Annotated in this window: 15 protein-coding genes; all 15 read right to left on the bottom strand. The window is 72.3% G+C overall.

Annotated features, from left to right (window positions below):
• Positions 1-7 precede the first annotated feature (7 nt).
• On the bottom strand, positions 8-913 hold the full coding sequence (locus IG74_RS0129590; RefSeq protein WP_030683614.1) for a transglutaminase domain-containing protein: 906 nt from the start codon (positions 911-913) through the stop codon (positions 8-10).
• 52 nt (positions 914-965) lie between these two features.
• A complete protein-coding gene (locus IG74_RS0129585) occupies positions 966-1,775 on the bottom strand; it encodes a sirohydrochlorin chelatase (RefSeq protein ID WP_051855628.1) in 810 nt (269 codons plus the stop codon).
• 5 nt (positions 1,776-1,780) lie between these two features.
• On the bottom strand, positions 1,781-2,689 hold the full coding sequence (locus IG74_RS0129580; protein ID WP_030683609.1) for an ABC transporter permease: 909 nt from the start codon (positions 2,687-2,689) through the stop codon (positions 1,781-1,783).
• Positions 2,676-3,485 carry an ABC transporter ATP-binding protein gene (locus IG74_RS0129575; protein ID WP_030683608.1) on the bottom strand — a complete coding sequence of 270 codons (810 nt, stop codon included), beginning with the start codon at positions 3,483-3,485 and terminating at the stop codon, positions 2,676-2,678. Before IG74_RS0129575 ends, IG74_RS0129580 begins: the two co-directional genes overlap by 14 nt.
• 43 nt (positions 3,486-3,528) lie before the next feature.
• Complete coding sequence (locus IG74_RS0129570) at positions 3,529-4,590, bottom strand: aliphatic sulfonate ABC transporter substrate-binding protein (RefSeq protein ID WP_420709956.1); 1,062 nt, start codon at positions 4,588-4,590, stop codon at positions 3,529-3,531.
• Positions 4,591-4,922: 332 nt separating this feature from the next.
• The gene (locus IG74_RS0129565; RefSeq protein ID WP_030683606.1) at positions 4,923-6,272 is read right to left on the bottom strand and encodes a sulfate adenylyltransferase subunit 1; all 1,350 of its coding nucleotides are present in this window, start codon (positions 6,270-6,272) and stop codon (positions 4,923-4,925) included.
• Between the two features lie 2 nt (positions 6,273-6,274).
• Positions 6,275-7,246, bottom strand: a complete 972-nt coding sequence (cysD, locus tag IG74_RS0129560) for a sulfate adenylyltransferase subunit CysD (RefSeq protein WP_030683605.1) — start codon at positions 7,244-7,246, stop codon at positions 6,275-6,277.
• A 91-nt stretch (positions 7,247-7,337) separates the two neighbouring features.
• Positions 7,338-7,904, bottom strand: a complete 567-nt coding sequence (gene cysC, locus IG74_RS0129555; protein WP_030683604.1) for an adenylyl-sulfate kinase — start codon at positions 7,902-7,904, stop codon at positions 7,338-7,340.
• Positions 7,901-8,620 carry a phosphoadenylyl-sulfate reductase gene (locus tag IG74_RS0129550; RefSeq protein WP_030683602.1) on the bottom strand — a complete coding sequence of 240 codons (720 nt, stop codon included), beginning with the start codon at positions 8,618-8,620 and terminating at the stop codon, positions 7,901-7,903. The genes cysC and IG74_RS0129550 overlap by 4 nt, the downstream gene beginning before the upstream one ends.
• A complete protein-coding gene (locus IG74_RS0129545; protein ID WP_030683601.1) occupies positions 8,617-8,805 on the bottom strand; it encodes a hypothetical protein in 189 nt (62 codons plus the stop codon). The genes IG74_RS0129550 and IG74_RS0129545 overlap by 4 nt, the downstream gene beginning before the upstream one ends.
• Positions 8,806-8,998: 193 nt before the next feature.
• A complete protein-coding gene (locus IG74_RS0129540; protein WP_030683599.1) occupies positions 8,999-10,696 on the bottom strand; it encodes a nitrite/sulfite reductase in 1,698 nt (565 codons plus the stop codon).
• Positions 10,697-10,808: 112 nt separating this feature from the next.
• Positions 10,809-10,892 (bottom strand): putative leader peptide, encoded by an 84-nt coding sequence (locus tag IG74_RS54445; RefSeq protein ID WP_318783855.1) that lies wholly within the window; start codon positions 10,890-10,892, stop codon positions 10,809-10,811.
• 76 nt (positions 10,893-10,968) lie between these two features.
• The gene (locus IG74_RS0129535) at positions 10,969-11,541 is read right to left on the bottom strand and encodes a GNAT family N-acetyltransferase (RefSeq protein ID WP_030683597.1); all 573 of its coding nucleotides are present in this window, start codon (positions 11,539-11,541) and stop codon (positions 10,969-10,971) included.
• 144 nt (positions 11,542-11,685) lie between these two features.
• Positions 11,686-12,987, bottom strand: coding sequence for a GAF domain-containing protein (locus IG74_RS0129530; protein WP_030683595.1), 1,302 nt, complete (start codon positions 12,985-12,987; stop codon positions 11,686-11,688).
• Between the two features lie 312 nt (positions 12,988-13,299).
• Positions 13,300-14,934 (bottom strand): acyl-CoA dehydrogenase family protein, encoded by a 1,635-nt coding sequence (locus tag IG74_RS0129525; protein WP_030683594.1) that lies wholly within the window; start codon positions 14,932-14,934, stop codon positions 13,300-13,302.
• Position 14,935 lies beyond the last annotated feature (1 nt).

Raw genomic sequence — 14,935 nt, 5'->3', positions numbered from 1 at the left:
GGGACGCTTACGCCGCGCGCGGCAGCGTGACGGTGCGGACGCCGCAGTAGGTCGTGTGCGAGACGACCTCGGCGGGCACCGCGAGCCGCGGATCGGTGAGGAGCCGCCGCACGGCGTCGGGCCGGGCGGCATCGGGGGCGTGCCCGGCCGCGGAGGTGACGGCGGCGACGGAGTCGAGCAGCGCGAGGTCCTCCGCCGTGACCTCGGCCTCGTCCTTCTCCATCAGCCCCCAGCCGTCCCACGGCAGCGGCTCCGTGCCGCCGAGCGCGGCGAGATCGGCCACCACGTCGGCGCGGACGAGCCCGAGCCCCTTGATCTCGGGCACGGTGAACACGCCGAAGGTCTCCGGGTCCGCGCGCCCCTCCCGGCACGCCCGCCAGGCGTCCCCGGCGACCAGGAACGCGTCGCGCGGCACGTCCATCGGGTCGAACGGGGTGTCGTGCAGGTCGCCGTACACCTGCGGGTCGGCGAGGACCCAGCCGCGCCCCTCGCTCCAGTACTCCGTCACCCAGTGGTTGTCGTGGAACCCCGCCTGGAAGTACGTCCCGTAGCCGCCCCTGAGCCGGGCCGGGGTGCCGGTCTCGCGCAGGAGCGAGCACAGCAGCAGCGCGAAGTCCCGGCAGGTGGCGACGAACCGCGCCGCGGGCTCCCGCTCCGCGGTGAGCGGCGTGTCCCCGCGCTCGGCGAGGATGCCGAGGATCCGGGTGACGTACCGGGACTCGGCGTCCTCGTGCAGCCGCTCGTCGGGCACCGCGTAGGAGAAGGTCTCCCGCTCCTCGCGGTGCAGCAGCACGCCGCGGACGAGGGCGGCGAGGGCCTCGGGCGCGCGGGGCAGCGGGTCCGGGCCGAGCAGGGCGTCCAGACGGGGGCCGGGGGTGCTGTACGGGCTGTGGGTCAGGTAGTCGCTGTCCATGGGCGACAGGGTGGGGTCTGCCCCAGGGGCAAGGTCCAGGGCCGCGGTGAGATTACCCGGCGGCGGCGAGGTGCCCCGTACGGGCGGACGGGTGGGCGAAACCCGCCGCGAAGCGGCGGCACGCGTCGAACCGTTCGAGCACCACCCGGGCGACGAACAACGAATCCCCCAGCACACCCCCGAGGACATCCGCGTCGGCGGCCCCCCGGGCGATCCGGTCGGGCAGGAACCCCGGAGCCAGTACGTAGGGAGCGACGGCCACCTGCCGCACCCCGGGCACACCCCGCAACGAGCGGACTGCCCCCTCCGTAGGGGGCAGTTCCGCGGAGGCGAACGCAGGCCGCACGGCGCACCAACCGGTACGCCGCCACTCCCGCGCGATGTCAGCGATCACTGCGATCGCCTCCGGGTCAGTGGAGCCAGCCGAGGCGAGGACCACCCCGGTCGTGGCCTTGTCGGCGGGGTCGAGCCCCGCCTCGTACAGCCGCTGTTCGAGCGCGGTGAGCAGCAGCGGCGAGGGGCCGAGCACCCCCGCCTGCCGCACCCGCATCCCCGCCGGGGCCGCGCGCAGCACGGCGGGGATGTCGGCCTTCGCGTGGAAGGCGCGGGTCAGCAGCAGGGGCAGCGCGATCACGTCCCGTACGCCCTGTCCTGCCAGGGACTCCAGCGCCTGCGGCACGGAGGGCGCGTCGAAGTCGAGGAAGCCGACCTCGACCCGAAGGCCGGGACGCAGGCCCCGCACCCGGCGCACCAGGGCCCGCACGGTCCGGGCGTGCCGGGGGTCGCGGCTGCCGTGGGCGACCACGAGCAGGACGGGACCGAAGGGGTCCGCGGGACCGGCGGAGGGGACGGTTTCGCGCATCGTGATCACTTCACCAGCAGGCCGCGGCTGCGCAGGACCCACCGCTCCAGAGGGCTGAAGATCAGCAGGTCGATGGCGATGCCGACGATCAGGATCAGCAGGATGGCGAGGAAGACCTGCGACATGCTGCTGTTGGTGCGGCCCGCCTCCAGGAGCTGGCCGAGTCCCATCCCGAGGTCCGGCGACTGCGCGATGATCTCGGCGGCCATCAGCGACCGCCAGGAGAACGCCCAGCCCTGCTTCAGACCCGCCAGATATCCGGGCAGGGCGGCGGGCATGACGATGTGCCAGGTCCCGCGGAGCCCGGTGGCGCCGAGCGTGCGGCCCGCCCGCAGGAACAGCGGCGGCACCTGGTCCACGCCCGCGACCAGGCCGTTGGCGATCGACGGCACCGCGCCGAGCAGGATCACCGCGTACATCATCTTGTCGTTGAGGCCGAGCCAGATCACCGCAGGCGGCACCCACGCCACCGACGGCAGCGACTGGAGGCCGGACAGGACCGGGCCGATGGCCGCCCGTACGAAGCGGACGCGGGCCACGAGCAGACCGAGCGGCGTGCCGATGGCCAGGGCCATCAGGAAGCCGAACATGCCGCGCGAGACGGACGTCCAGATGTAGTCGAGCAGCACGCCCTGCCGCCAGGCGATCTCGACCTCGTGCCAGACCGCGTCCGGCGCGGGCAGCTTGTAGCTGTCGGTCACCTCCGCCCAGACGAGGATCTGCCAGACCACCAGGACCAGCAGGACCGCCGTCACCGGCGGCAGGACCTTCTGGACCAGCGTCTCGCGCAGCGGGGTACGCCGCGTCTGCACGGTGTCCAGGGCGTCGAGCCCCGCTTCGAGGCCCGCCAGGTCGTGGGTGTCCCGCTCGGCGCCCTTGCGCGGCGCGGGGGTCGTCGTCTCAGTGCTGCCCATGGCGGCGGATCTCCCCACGCAGTTCTTCGGTGATCTCGACGGAGAGCTCCGCCACGGCCGCGTCCTCGATGCGGCGCGGCTGCTCGATGTCGACGGTCCACTCGCGCGCCACCCGGCCGGGCCGCGAGGACAGCAGGACCACGCGCTGGGCGAGCCGCACCGCCTCGCGGACGTTGTGCGTGACGAACAGGACCGAGACGCCGGTCTCGCGCCAGATCCGGGTCAGCTCGTCGTGCAGCACGTCCCGGGTGATCGCGTCGAGCGCCGCGAACGGCTCGTCCATGAGCAGCAGCTTGCTGTCCTGGGCGAGCGCCCGGGCGAGCGCGACCCGCTGGCGCATGCCGCCGGACAGCTCGTGCACGCGCTTGCCGTACGCGCCCTGGAGCCGGACGAGCGTCAGCAACTCCTCGGCCCTGGGGCGGCGTTCGGCCTTGGGCAGGCCGCTCAGCTTCAGGGCCAGCTCGATGTTCTTGCCCGCGGTCAGCCACGGGAAGAGCGCGTGCTCCTGGAACATCAGGGCCGGGCGGCCGTCGGTGCCGATGCTGCCCGCGCTCGGCCGGTCGAGCCCGGCCACGAGGTTGAGCAGGGTCGACTTGCCGCAGCCCGAGGCCCCCAGGAGGGTGACGAACTCGCCCTGGCCGACGTCCAGGGTGATGTCGTCCAGGACGAGCTGCTGCCCCGCCGGTGTGGCGAAGGACTTCGAGACGTGCTCGATGCGCGCGGCGACCCCGCCCGCACCCGTGGTCTGCACGGCCTGTGCGGCCCCGCGCGGTGCCTTGGCAAGCGTCGTGCCCATGGTCGTCACCTCCTGAGAACCTGAACTGATAGGCGTTGTCGGGCTACTTGACGCCGAGGCCGGCGTCGTCGACCGCGGGCGAACCCGCCGCCTTCAGGACCTTGTTGAGCGGCCCCAGGTCGTAGATGCCCTTGAGGTCGGGCTGCTCCAGGAGGCCCGCCTGCACGGCGTGCTCGGCCTCGGTGTCGAGCGTCGCCGCCAGCGGGTCGTTGGTGAACTGGATCGACTTCCAGGCCGGGTCGATGACCTTGGCGGGCAGTTCCTTGCCGGAGTGCTGCTTCAGCACGGCGTTGGCGGCGGCCTTGGCCTTCTCCGGGTTGTCCTTGATGAACTGGTTCGCCTTCACCGCGCCCCGCAGCACGGCCTCGACGACCTTCGGGTGGTCCTTCAGGAACTGCTGCCGCACGATGATGTTCGTGATCACGAACTTCTTGCCGGGCCACAGGTCGGCCTCGTCGAGCAGCACCTTCGCGCCCTCGGACACCAGCTTGGACGCGGTCGGCTCCGGCACCCAGGCGCCGTCGATCGAGCCGGACTTGTAGGCGTCCGGGGTGATCTTGTTGTCGGTGCGGACCACGGAGACGTCGCCCTTGCCGCTCTGGGCGTCGACCTTCCAGCCCTTCTCCTTGATCCAGTTGAGGAAGGCCACGTCCTGGGTGTTGCCGAGCTGCGGTGTGGCGATCTTCTTGCCCTTGACGTCGTCCAGGGACTTGATCTTCTTGGGGTTCACCACGAGCTTCACGCCGCCGGACGCCGAACCGCCGATGATGCGCAGGTTCTCGCCGTCGGACTTGGTGTAGCCGTTGATGGCGGGCGACGGGCCGATCCAGCCGATGTCGATGGACTTCGAGTTCAGTGCCTCGATCTCCGAGGGCCCCGCGTTGAACTGCGCGTACGACGCCTTGGTGGCGCCCAGCTCCTTCTGGAACAGGCCCTCGTGGTCGCCGACGAGCGCCGTGCCGTGGGTGAGGTTCGGGAAGTAGCCGATCTTCACCTCGTCCAGTCCCTCGATCTTCTTCGCATCGGCGGCGATCTTCGCCTTGCCGTTGTCGTCCTTGTCGGAGTCCGAGCCGTATCCGCAGGCGGAGAGCGTGAGCGCGAGCAGGGGGAGCGCGGCGACGGCGGCGAGGCGGCCGGTGCGGCGCGCGCGGGCGGAGCGGGGAGCGCGGGGAGAAAGGGGACCGGAGGTGCGGATGGCAGGCACGGGAGGGGTTCCTCTCGTTGGCCCGGCGGGAGCACGGTCAGGGTGCGGCCGGGTGGATGTCGGCGGATCTTCGTCTGCGTACGAAGGGACGGCGGGGGGTGAGGGCGCGCGAGCGGTGCGCGTACGTCATCGCACACATCGCGTCACGCCGCCGGACCCCGCGCCGAGGGCGCCGCTGCCCACGCGGCCGCCCTCCTTGGCGAAGGTCGAGTAGACATCGGGGGAAGCCATGGTCAGAAGTCCCACCCTTCCTCGTCGGCCGCGGCGGGTGCGGGCGCCTCGGCCTTGGCGAAGGCCTCGCCCGCCATCCCGGCGGCGAGCGTCGTGCCGTCCGCCGGGTCGATCAGCAGGAAGGAGCCGGTGCGGCGCGAGTCCGCGTACGCGTCGAGCGCGAGCGGCTCGGCGGTGCGCACCAGGACCCGGCCGATGTCGTTGGCGGCGAGGAGCCCCGGGTTCGGGTGCTGGGAGAGGTCGTCCAGGGTGAGCCGGGACGGGATCTGCTTCACGATCGCCTTGACCGTGCGGGTGGTGTGCTTGAGCAGCACCCGCTGGCCCACCCGCAAGGGCGTGTCGGCGACGTGGCAGACGGTGGCGGCGATGTCCTGGGTGCGCGTCGGCGTATCACCGCTCGGGACGATCATGTCACCACGTGAGATGTCGAGGTCGTCCTCCAGGAGCACCGTCACGGACTGCGGCGTCCACGCCACGTCCACCTGCCTGCCCAGCAGATCGATGCCCGCGACCTTCGTGGTGCGCCCCGAGGGCAGCACCGTCACCTCGTCGCCGACGCGGAACGTGCCCGCGGCGATCTGCCCCGCGTAGCCGCGGTAGTCGGGGTGCTCGGCGGTCTGCGGCCGGATCACGTACTGCACCGGGAGGCGCGCGTGGCAGCTGGTCAGGTCGTGGCTGACCGGCACGGTCTCCAGGTGCTCGAGGACGGTGGGGCCGCCGTACCAGTCCATGTTCGAGGACGGTTCCACCACGTTGTCCCCGGCCAGGGCGGAGATCGGGATGGCGGTGACCTCCGGGACGCCGAGTTCGGTGGCGTACGCGGTGAACTCCTCGGCGATCTTGGTGAAGACCGGCTCCGCGTACGCGACGAGGTCCATCTTGTTCACCGCCAGGACCACGTGCGGCACCCGCAGCAGCGCGGCCACCGCGGCGTGGCGGCGGGTCTGTTCGATGACGCCGTTGCGGGCGTCGACCAGGACCACGGCGAGGTCGGCGGTGGAGGCGCCGGTGACCATGTTGCGGGTGTACTGCACGTGGCCGGGGGTGTCGGCGAGGATGAAGCGGCGCCGGGCGGTGGCGAAGTAGCGGTAGGCCACGTCGATGGTGATGCCCTGCTCGCGCTCCGCGCGCAGCCCGTCGGTCAGCAGCGCCAGGTCGGGACCTTCGGCGCCGCGGGCGCGGGAGGCGTGCTCGACGGCTTCGAGCTGGTCGGCCAGGACCGACTTGGAATCGTGCAGGAGGCGGCCGACCAGGGTGGACTTGCCGTCGTCGACGGAGCCCGCGGTGGCGAAGCGCAGCAGGGTGGTGGCCGAGAGCCCGGCCAGCTCCCCGGCGGCGGCGGTGGTGGTCATGGTTAGAAGTACCCTTCGCGCTTGCGGTCTTCCATCGCGGCCTCGGAGAGCTTGTCGTCGGCGCGGGTGGCGCCGCGTTCGGTGAGCCGGGACGCGGCGATCTCGGCGATCACGGCCTCCAGGGTGGTCGCGTCGGAGTCGACGGCCCCGGTGCAGGACATGTCCCCGACCGTGCGGTAGCGCACAAGCCGGGTCTCCACCGCCTCGCCGTCCCGGGCACCGCCCCAGTCCCCGGCGGTCAGCCACATCCCGGCGCGCTGGAAGACCGGGCGGCGGTGGGCGAAGTAGATCCCGGGCAGCTCGATGCCCTCCCGCGCGATGTACTGCCACACGTCCAGCTCGGTCCAGTTGGACAGCGGGAAGACGCGCACGTGCTCGCCCGGGGCGTGCCGGCCGTTGTACAGCTGCCACAGCTCGGGCCGCTGGCGGCGCGGGTCCCACTGCGAGAACTCGTCGCGCAGCGAGAACACCCGCTCCTTGGCCCGCGCCTTCTCCTCGTCGCGGCGTCCGCCGCCGAAGACCGCGTCGAACCGCTCGGCGGCGATCTTCTCCGTCAGCGGCAGCGTCTGCAGCGGATTGCGCGTACCGTCCGGGCGCTCCTTGAGCACACCCCGGTCGATGTAGTCCTGCACCGAGGCCACATGCAGGCGCAGCTTGTGCTCCGCGACCACGCGGTCGCGGTAGGCGATGACCTCGGGGAAGTTGTGCCCGGTGTCCACGTGCAGCAGCGAGAACGGCACCGCCGCCGGAGCGAAGGCCTTCAGCGCCAGGTGCAGCATGACGATGGAGTCCTTGCCGCCGGAGAACAGGATCACCGGCCGCTCGAACTCACCCGCCACCTCACGGAAGATGTGCACGGCCTCCGACTCGAGCGCGTCCAAGTGGCTGAGCGCGTACGGGTTGTCGGCGCCCTGGACGCCGTCGGCCCGCTCGGGATGTGACGCGTCCTCGGACACGGCGGCGGCGGTCGTCATGCGGTGACCCTCTCGTTCGCTTCTGCGCCCGCGCGGCGCACGGGCGCAGGCATCGTGGTCGTCAGCGGCCGGGCGGCCGCGCGTGCGTCGCTCATACGACACCCCTCTCCGTGAGCAGTGCGAGGACGGCCGCCGCGGACTCGCTCACCGTCTGGTCCTGGGACTCCACGCGCAGGTCGGGCGACTCGGGCTCCTCGTACGGGTCGTCGACGCCGGTGAGCCCGGACAGCTCGCCCGCGGCCTGCTTGGCGTACAGGCCCTTCACGTCGCGCACGGAGCACACCTCCACCGGCGTGGCGACGTACACCTCCAAGTACGGCGTGCCGCCGGACTGGTGGCGCTTGCGCACCGCCTCGCGGCTGTCCGCGAACGGGGCGATCACGGGGACGAGCGCGAGCACGCCGTTGCGGGCGAGCAGCTCGGCGACGAAGCCGATGCGCTGCACGTTGGTGTCCCGGTCCGCGCGGCTGAAGCCGAGGCCCGCCGAGAGGAACTCGCGGATCTCGTCGCCGTCGAGCACCTCGACCGCGCGGCCCCGCTCGCGCAGGGTGCGCGCGAGCTCGTGCGCGATGGTGGTCTTGCCCGCGCTCGGCAGGCCGGTGAGCCAGACGGTGGCTCCGGTCACGTCGGTCTCCTGAACGGTTCGGGGGGCGGTCATCCGTGCAGCCCGCATTCGGTCTTGGCGCGTCCGGCCCAGCGGCCGGCGCGCGCGTCCTCGCCGTCGAGGAGGCGCCGGGTGCACGGGGCGCAGCCCACGGAGCCGTAGCCGTCCATGAGCAGCGGGTTGGTGAGCACGCCGTGCTCGGCGACGTACGCGTCCACGTCGCCTTGCGTCCAGCGGGCGATGGGGGAGACCTTCACCTTGCGGCGCCGGTCGTCCCAGCCGACGACGGGCGTCCGCGCTCGCGTCGGCGACTCGTCGCGGCGCAGCCCCGTGGCCCACGCGAGGTACGGCGTCAGACCGTCCTCCAGGGGCTTGACCTTGCGCAGGGCGCAGCACAGGTCGGGGTCGCGGTCGTGCAGCCGCGGGCCGTACTCGGCGTCCTGCTCGGCCACGGACTGCCGCGGCGTCAGGGTGAGGACGTTGACGTCCATCACGGCCTCGACGGCGTCACGGGTGCCGATGGTCTCCGGGAAGTGGTAGCCGGTGTCGAGGAACACCACGTCCACGCCGGGGCGCGCACGGGACGCGAGGTGGGCGACCACCGCGTCCTCCATCGAGGAGGTCACGCAGAAGCGGGCGCCGAAGGTGCCCGCGGCCCAGGTGAGGACCTCCAGGGCGGAGGCGTCCTCCAGGTCGCGCCCGGCCCGCTCGGCGAGCGCCTTCAACTCGTCGGCCGGGGTGTCGGCCGTCACCTGCTGAACGGTCGTCATATCGCTGCCTCTCCACCGTCGTTCCGCTGAAGTCCACGGGTGAGCAACCCGAGGAACTTCAACTGGAAGGCACGGTTGCACGCCGCGCATTCCCACGCGCCGTGGCTGTCCTTCAGCGCTTCACTCGGCCGCAGGTCCTCGTCGCCGCAGTAGGGGCAGTAGAAGGGGGCGGCGCGCTCGCTCATGCGGTACCCCTCGTGTTGCTCGCTGCGGCCACGCTGCGCCTATGGGCTCGGCGCGCTCCGCTCACACTGCTCTCTTGAGTGTCCCGAACTCCGCTCGCGTCGCGCCCATGCGTTTCGGTCGCTTCGCCCACGCCGAGCCCACGCGTTTCGGCCGCTCCGCCCGTGCCGTGCCGGCTCGTTGTGCTCGCCGCGCTCACGACAGCGCTTCCTCGGACGCCCGCGCGGCCCAGACGGCGAACCGCTCGCCGTGCGCGCGCTCGGCCTGGAAGCGCTTGAGCACCCGCTCCACGTAGTCGGGCAGCTCGGCGGACGTCACCTTCAGGCCGCGCACCTTGCGGCCGAACCCGGCCTCCAGGCCGAGCGCGCCGCCCAGGTGCACCTGGAAGCCCTCGACCTGGTCGCCGTTCTCGTCGAGGACGAGCTGGCCCTTGAGGCCGATGTCGGCGACCTGGATGCGGGCGCAGGCGTTCGGGCAGCCGTTGATGTTGATGGTGATCGGCTCGTCGAAGTCCGGTACGCGGCGCTCCAGTTCGTCGATGAGCGAGGCGCCGCGCGCCTTCGTCTCGACGATGGCGAGCTTGCAGAACTCGATGCCGGTGCAGGCCATGGTGCCGCGCCGGAAGGCGGAGGGGCGCACCGTCAGGTCGAGCGACTCAAGGCCCGCCACCAGGGACGCGACCTGGTCCTCGGCCACGTCGAGGACCAGCATCTTCTGCTCGGCGGTGGTCCGCAGGCGGCCCGAGCCGTGCCCGGCGGCGAGGTCGGCGATCTTCGTGAGCGTGGTGCCGTCGACGCGGCCGACGCGCGGGGCGAAGCCCACGTAGTAGTTGCCGTCCTGCTGCCGGTGCACGCCCACGTGGTCGCGCCAGCGCTGGACGGGCTGCTCGGGCGCGGGCCCGTCGACGAGCTTGCGCAGCAGGTACTCGTCCTCCAGGACCCGGCGGAACTTCTCCACGCCCCAGTCGGCGAGCAGGAACTTCAGCCGGGCGCGGGTGCGCAGCCGGCGGTAGCCGTAGTCGCGGAAGATCGAGATGACGCCCTCGTAGACGTCCGCCACCTCGTCGAGGGGCACCCAGGCGCCGAGCCGCTGGCCGATCTTGGGGTTGGTGGACAGACCGCCGCCGACCCACAGGTCGAAGCCGGGCCCGTGCTCGGGGTGGCGCACGCCCACGAACGCGATGTCGTTGATCTCGTGCGCCACGTCGAGGAGCGGCGAGCCGGAGATCGCTGACTTGAACTTGCGCGGCAGGTTCGAGAACGCCGGGTTGCCGACGATGCGGCGGTGGATCTCGTCGATCGCGGGCGTGCCGTCGATGATCTCGTCCTCGGCGATCCCGGCGACGGGCGAGCCCAGGATGACGCGCGGGGTGTCGCCGCAGGCCTCGGTCGTGGACAGGCCCACGCCCTCCAGGCGGCGCCAGATCTCCGGCATGTCCTCGATGCGGATCCAGTGGTACTGGATGTTCTGCCGGTCGGTGATGTCGGCGGTGCCGCGCGCGAACTCCTGCGAGATCTCGCCGATGACGCGCAGCTGCTCGGTGGTGAGCCGGCCGCCGTCGATCCGCACCCGCAGCATGAAGTACTCGTCGTCCAGCTCCTCGGGCTCCAGGATCGCGGTCTTGCCGCCGTCGATCCCGGGCTTGCGCTGGGTGTAGAGGCCCCACCAGCGCATCCGGCCGCGCAGGTCGTTCGGGTCGATGGAGTCGAAGCCGCGCTTGGAGTAGATCGTCTCAATGCGTGTCCGCACATTGAGACCGTCGTCGTCCTTCTTGAACTGCTCGTTGCCGTTCAGCGGCGTGAAGTGACCGGCGGCCCACTGGCCCTCGCCGCGGTGGCGGCCCGCCTTGCGGCGGGGGGCGGCAGGCGTGGATCGATCCGTGTCGGTGGCCATGGGTACGTCCTTCACAGCAGACTGAGAGCGGCTCTGACCTGCGTACTCGCGCAAAAGGCGCGGCGGTGCGCGGGGAGGGGTCAGTACAGGGAAAGCGGCGGTGCTGGGTCTCTCAGCTCGCCGGACACATGGCGCTGGACACGCGAACGAGGTCGACGTGACGTCGACTCACCAAGGCGATTCCAGCTCGAGACATGGCGAAAGCGTGGCATGCGCCTTTCCGCACCGTCCACCACTGTCCACATCTCGGATGAAGTTGTCTCACATATTGGTCATTCGGAGGTGTGGGCGCCCGGCCAGGGGCCCGGGGTTGGCTGCTCGGGCTCCTCGGAGGTCTCCGTCTTGAAGAGCTTGAAGCCGCGCCGCGTGTAGTTGTCCATGGCGTGCTCGCCGTCGAGGCTGCACGTGTGCAGCCACACCCGCTTCGTGGGCGTCCGGTCCGGCCAGCGGTCGGCCAGGTCCCAGGCCCGGGCCGTGCCGTAGGACAGGAGGTGGCCGCCGATGCGGCGGCCCCGGAAGGCCGGGATCAGACCGAAGTAGACGATCTCCACGACCCCGTCGTCCTGCGCGTCGAGCTCCACGTACCCGGCGGGCGTGCCCTTCTCGTACGCGACCCACGTCTCGACGCCCGGTCGCGTCAGATGCTCCCGCCACTGCTCGTAGCCGAGCGCGAGGCGGTCGATCCACTTGATGTCGCCGCCGACGGCGCAGTAGAGGAACCGGCTGAATTCGGGCGAGGGCACCTCGGCCCGCACGATCCGCACGTCGCCGGCGGGCTCGGCGGCGGGCCGCAGATCGGTGGGAGCGGTCTGCTCCAGGGACCAGGTGGTGACAGTGATGCTCATGGCGGCCAGGGAATCACGGGGCGGTCCCGGGCCGCCACGAGGGGCCGCGCGGGGGCCGCTACGAGGGGCCGCGCGGAGGGCCGCCCGACCCCGCATGACTCGTGTCACCACGACGGGGGTGCGACTGTCGGCCCGCCCGCGGCGTCAGGGCACCGCGCCCGCCCGGGCCCGTATCACCGCGGGCGCCATGGAGTGCGGCAGCAGCCGCGCCGCGTCGGCGGGCAGCACCAGATCGACGTCCGCCTCCTCGTGGAAGCGGTACGGGCGGTGCGCGACGAGGCCGCCCAGATAGCGCCGGACCCGGGACAGCTCGGCCCGGACCGTCACCGTGCGGCCCGGATCGCCGAACAGGTCGGCGGCGAGCCCCGCCGCGCTGCGCCCCGCCCGCTGCGTGCCGAGCAGGTAGAGCAACTCGGCGTGGCGCGGCGACAGTTCGTGCGTCCAGCAGCCCGCGCTGCCGGTGACGGTGACCGACCAGCGGTGCGCCCCGCTGACGTCCACCACCACCCGGGTGGTGGCCGAGGTGGCGGCCACGGCGGCCTCGTCGTCCTCCACGCGGAGCAGCCAGCCGCCGGGCAGCGGCGCCACCGCGCACCGGCCGAGCGACGGCAGCCACGCCCGGCCGTCCGCGAGGGACTTGGGCAGTGTGATCCGGTCCACCGGCGGCATGCCGGTGACCGCCGCGGTCCAGCCGTGCGTGTCCACCGCCACGGCGCGCCCGTCGAGGCGGGCGAGGAGCGGCGCCGCCACCGAGCGCAGCCGGTCGAGGGCCGTCAGATGCCCCTCGCGCAGCCGGGCCTCGGCGAGCTTGGCGACCGAGCCGACCAGGGCCAGGGTCGCCGGGTGCATGGTGTCGAGCGGGCCGCTGATGTCGACGACGCCGATCAGCCGCCCGTCGCGCGGGTCGGTGATGGGCGCGCCCGTGCACGTCCACGGGTGGTGCGAGCGCACGAAGTGCTCGGCGGCGAAGACCTGGACGGGCCGCCGGGTGACGATCGACGTGCCCACGCCGTTCGTGCCGACCACGGTCTCGCGCCAGTCGGCGCCGACGTCGAAGCCGTGCCCGTCCGCCATCTTGAGCACCGACTTGTTGCCCTCGCGCCACAGCAGCCGCCCGTCGGCGTCCGCGATCACCATGATGTGCTGCGCCACGTCCGCCACGGAGAGGAGTCCCTCGCGCAGCACCGGCAGGACGGCCTTCAGGGGCGAGGTCTGCCGCCGCCGCTCCACCTCGTCCGTGCTCAACACGCCCGAGCGGTGGTCCCGTTCGGGGTCGACGCCGTTCGCCAGCATCCGGTCCCACGAGGCGCCTATGACGGGCCGCGGCCCGAACCTGGCGCGCTGCCCCGCGATCCGGGCGTCCCGCATCTCCAGGAGCACCCGCGTGGCCTGGCTGGCGTTCGCGGCGGCGAGCCGTTCCAGGTCGAACGTCGCGTGCGTGTTCATCACCGGTTTCCTCCCGCTCTCCGAGCAGGCCCACAGAGGGGACACGTACTCATCGTGCCCGCTGGGGCATGCCGAAGGACATGCTTCGGGCGTGTTGTTGAAGGCCGGAGTTGCAACCCCCTGCAACTCTGGCGAACAGTCGTGCGGTGTCCAAAACTTGGCAGCACGCCGCCTCGTGCGGCGCCCGTCCCGACGGGGACCTGAAGACCGGGGGTGGTGCCGTGTCGGCGCAGCACCACCCCCGTGACAGGACCGCGCGGCAGCCCGTGCCGAGCGCCCCCGCGCCCCGCGAAGGGGTCCGGTCCCCGTCGGTCAGAGGTCTACGGCCGCCCGGTCCACGACCGCCCGCAGATCCAGGCTGTGCGGCAGCGTGCCGAACGCCGCGCCCCAGTCCCCGCCGAGCCGTGAGGCGCAGAACGCGTCCGCCACGGCCGACGGCGCGTGGCGCACGAGCAGCGAGCCCTGGAGCACGAGCGCCATCCGCTCGACGAGCCGCCGCGCCCGTGCCTCCACGCCCTCCAGGTCGGCGAGCTCCGTGAGCAGGTCCTTGATCGCCGCGTCCAGGCGGTGGTCGGCGCCGCGGGCCGCGCCCACCTCCTCCAGGAACGCGTTCAGGGCCAGCGGCTCCCGCTGGAGCGCCCGCAGCACGTCGAGGGCCTGGACGTTCCCCGAGCCCTCCCAGATCGAGTTCAGCGGCGACTCGCGCAGCAGCCGCGGCATGCCCGAGTCCTCCACGTAGCCGTTGCCGCCCAGGCACTCGAGGGCCTCCGCGGCGACCGGGGTGCACCGCTTGGTCACCCAGTACTTGGCCGCGGGCACCGCGAGCCGCAGGAACGCCTGCTCGCGCTCGCTCCCGTCGTCGTACGCGGCGGCGAGGCGCAGCGCGAGCGTCGTCGCCGCCTCCGACTCCAGGGCCAGGTCCGCGAGCACGTTGCGCATGAGCGGCTTGTCGACGAGCCTGCCGCCGAACGCCTCCCGGTACGTGGCGTGGTGCACGGCCTGCGCGACGGCCTGGCGCATCAGCGCCGCCGAGCCGATCACGCAGTCGAGCCGGGTCGCCGCCACCATCTCGATGATGGTGCGCACCCCGCGCCCCTCGTCCCCGACCCGCCGCGCCCACGTGCCGTCGAACTCGACCTCGCTGGAGGCGTTGGAGCGGTTTCCGAGTTTGTTCTTCAACCGCTGAATGGCGAAGGCGTTCCGCGAACCGTCGGCCAGGACCCGGGGCACGAGAAAACACGTGAGCCCGGCCTCCGCTTGCGCGAGCACCAGGAATCCGTCGGACATGGGAGCGGAACAGAACCACTTGTGCCCGACGAGTTCGTACGTGCCCTCCTCGGAAAGCGCGGTGGCCCGCGTCGTATTCGCACGCACGTCGCTGCCGCCCTGCTTCTCCGTCATTCCCATGCCGAAGATCGCGCCCGCCTTCTGCGCGGCGGGCCGCAGCCCCTCGTCGTACACGGTCGACGTCAGGAGCGGCTCCCACTCGGCGGCGAGCGCCGGGTCGGTGCGCAGCGCCGGCACCGCCGCGTGCGTCATCGACACCGGGCACCCGTGCCCGGCCTCGGCCTGCGTCCACACCAGGAACCCGGCGGCGCGCCGCACGTGCCCGCCCGGCCTGCTCCACGCGGAGGTCAGACCCGCCGCGACGGCCTTGCCGAGGAGCCGGTGCCACGCCGGGTGGAAGGCGACTTCGTCGACACGGTTCCCATAACGGTCGTGCGTGTGCAGAACGGGCGGATTCTCATTGGCGAGCGCCCCCCACTCCTGCGCCTGCGCGGAGCCCGCGGTGCGGCCGAGCAACGAGAGCTCCGCGCGGGCGTCGCCGAGGAGCGACGGGTCGAGATGACGTTCGACGCCCTCGGCCAGAGCCCGGTCGCACGTGAAGACGTCGTATCCCACCAGGGGCGGAGCCTGGTTGGTCACTGTGTGGGTGGTGGCTGCCATG

The sequence above is a fragment of the Streptomyces sp. NRRL B-1347 genome (genome assembly GCF_000720325.1).
Lineage (GTDB): Bacteria > Actinomycetota > Actinomycetes > Streptomycetales > Streptomycetaceae > Streptomyces.
This window is presented reverse-complemented; position numbering and strand designations above follow the sequence as displayed.

Excerpts from the sequence above, each read along its gene's own strand:
- IG74_RS0129590 (WP_030683614.1), bottom strand. The coding sequence starts at position 913 with ATGGACAGCGACTACCTGACCCACAGCCCGTACAGCACCCCCGGCCCC.
- IG74_RS0129585 (WP_051855628.1), bottom strand. The coding sequence starts at position 1,775 with ATGCGCGAAACCGTCCCCTCCGCCGGTCCCGCGGACCCCTTCGGTCCC.
- IG74_RS0129580 (WP_030683609.1), bottom strand. The coding sequence starts at position 2,689 with ATGGGCAGCACTGAGACGACGACCCCCGCGCCGCGCAAGGGCGCCGAG.
- IG74_RS0129575 (WP_030683608.1), bottom strand. The coding sequence starts at position 3,485 with ATGGGCACGACGCTTGCCAAGGCACCGCGCGGGGCCGCACAGGCCGTG.
- IG74_RS0129565 (WP_030683606.1), bottom strand. The coding sequence starts at position 6,272 with ATGACCACCACCGCCGCCGCCGGGGAGCTGGCCGGGCTCTCGGCCACC.
- cysD (WP_030683605.1), bottom strand. The coding sequence starts at position 7,246 with ATGACGACCGCCGCCGCCGTGTCCGAGGACGCGTCACATCCCGAGCGG.
- cysC (WP_030683604.1), bottom strand. The coding sequence starts at position 7,904 with ATGACCGCCCCCCGAACCGTTCAGGAGACCGACGTGACCGGAGCCACC.
- IG74_RS0129550 (WP_030683602.1), bottom strand. The coding sequence starts at position 8,620 with ATGACGACCGTTCAGCAGGTGACGGCCGACACCCCGGCCGACGAGTTG.
- IG74_RS0129545 (WP_030683601.1), bottom strand. The coding sequence starts at position 8,805 with ATGAGCGAGCGCGCCGCCCCCTTCTACTGCCCCTACTGCGGCGACGAG.
- IG74_RS0129540 (WP_030683599.1), bottom strand. The coding sequence starts at position 10,696 with ATGGCCACCGACACGGATCGATCCACGCCTGCCGCCCCCCGCCGCAAG.
- IG74_RS54445 (WP_318783855.1), bottom strand. The coding sequence starts at position 10,892 with ATGTCTCGAGCTGGAATCGCCTTGGTGAGTCGACGTCACGTCGACCTC.
- IG74_RS0129535 (WP_030683597.1), bottom strand. The coding sequence starts at position 11,541 with ATGAGCATCACTGTCACCACCTGGTCCCTGGAGCAGACCGCTCCCACC.
- IG74_RS0129530 (WP_030683595.1), bottom strand. The coding sequence starts at position 12,987 with ATGAACACGCACGCGACGTTCGACCTGGAACGGCTCGCCGCCGCGAAC.
- IG74_RS0129525 (WP_030683594.1), bottom strand. The coding sequence starts at position 14,934 with ATGGCAGCCACCACCCACACAGTGACCAACCAGGCTCCGCCCCTGGTG.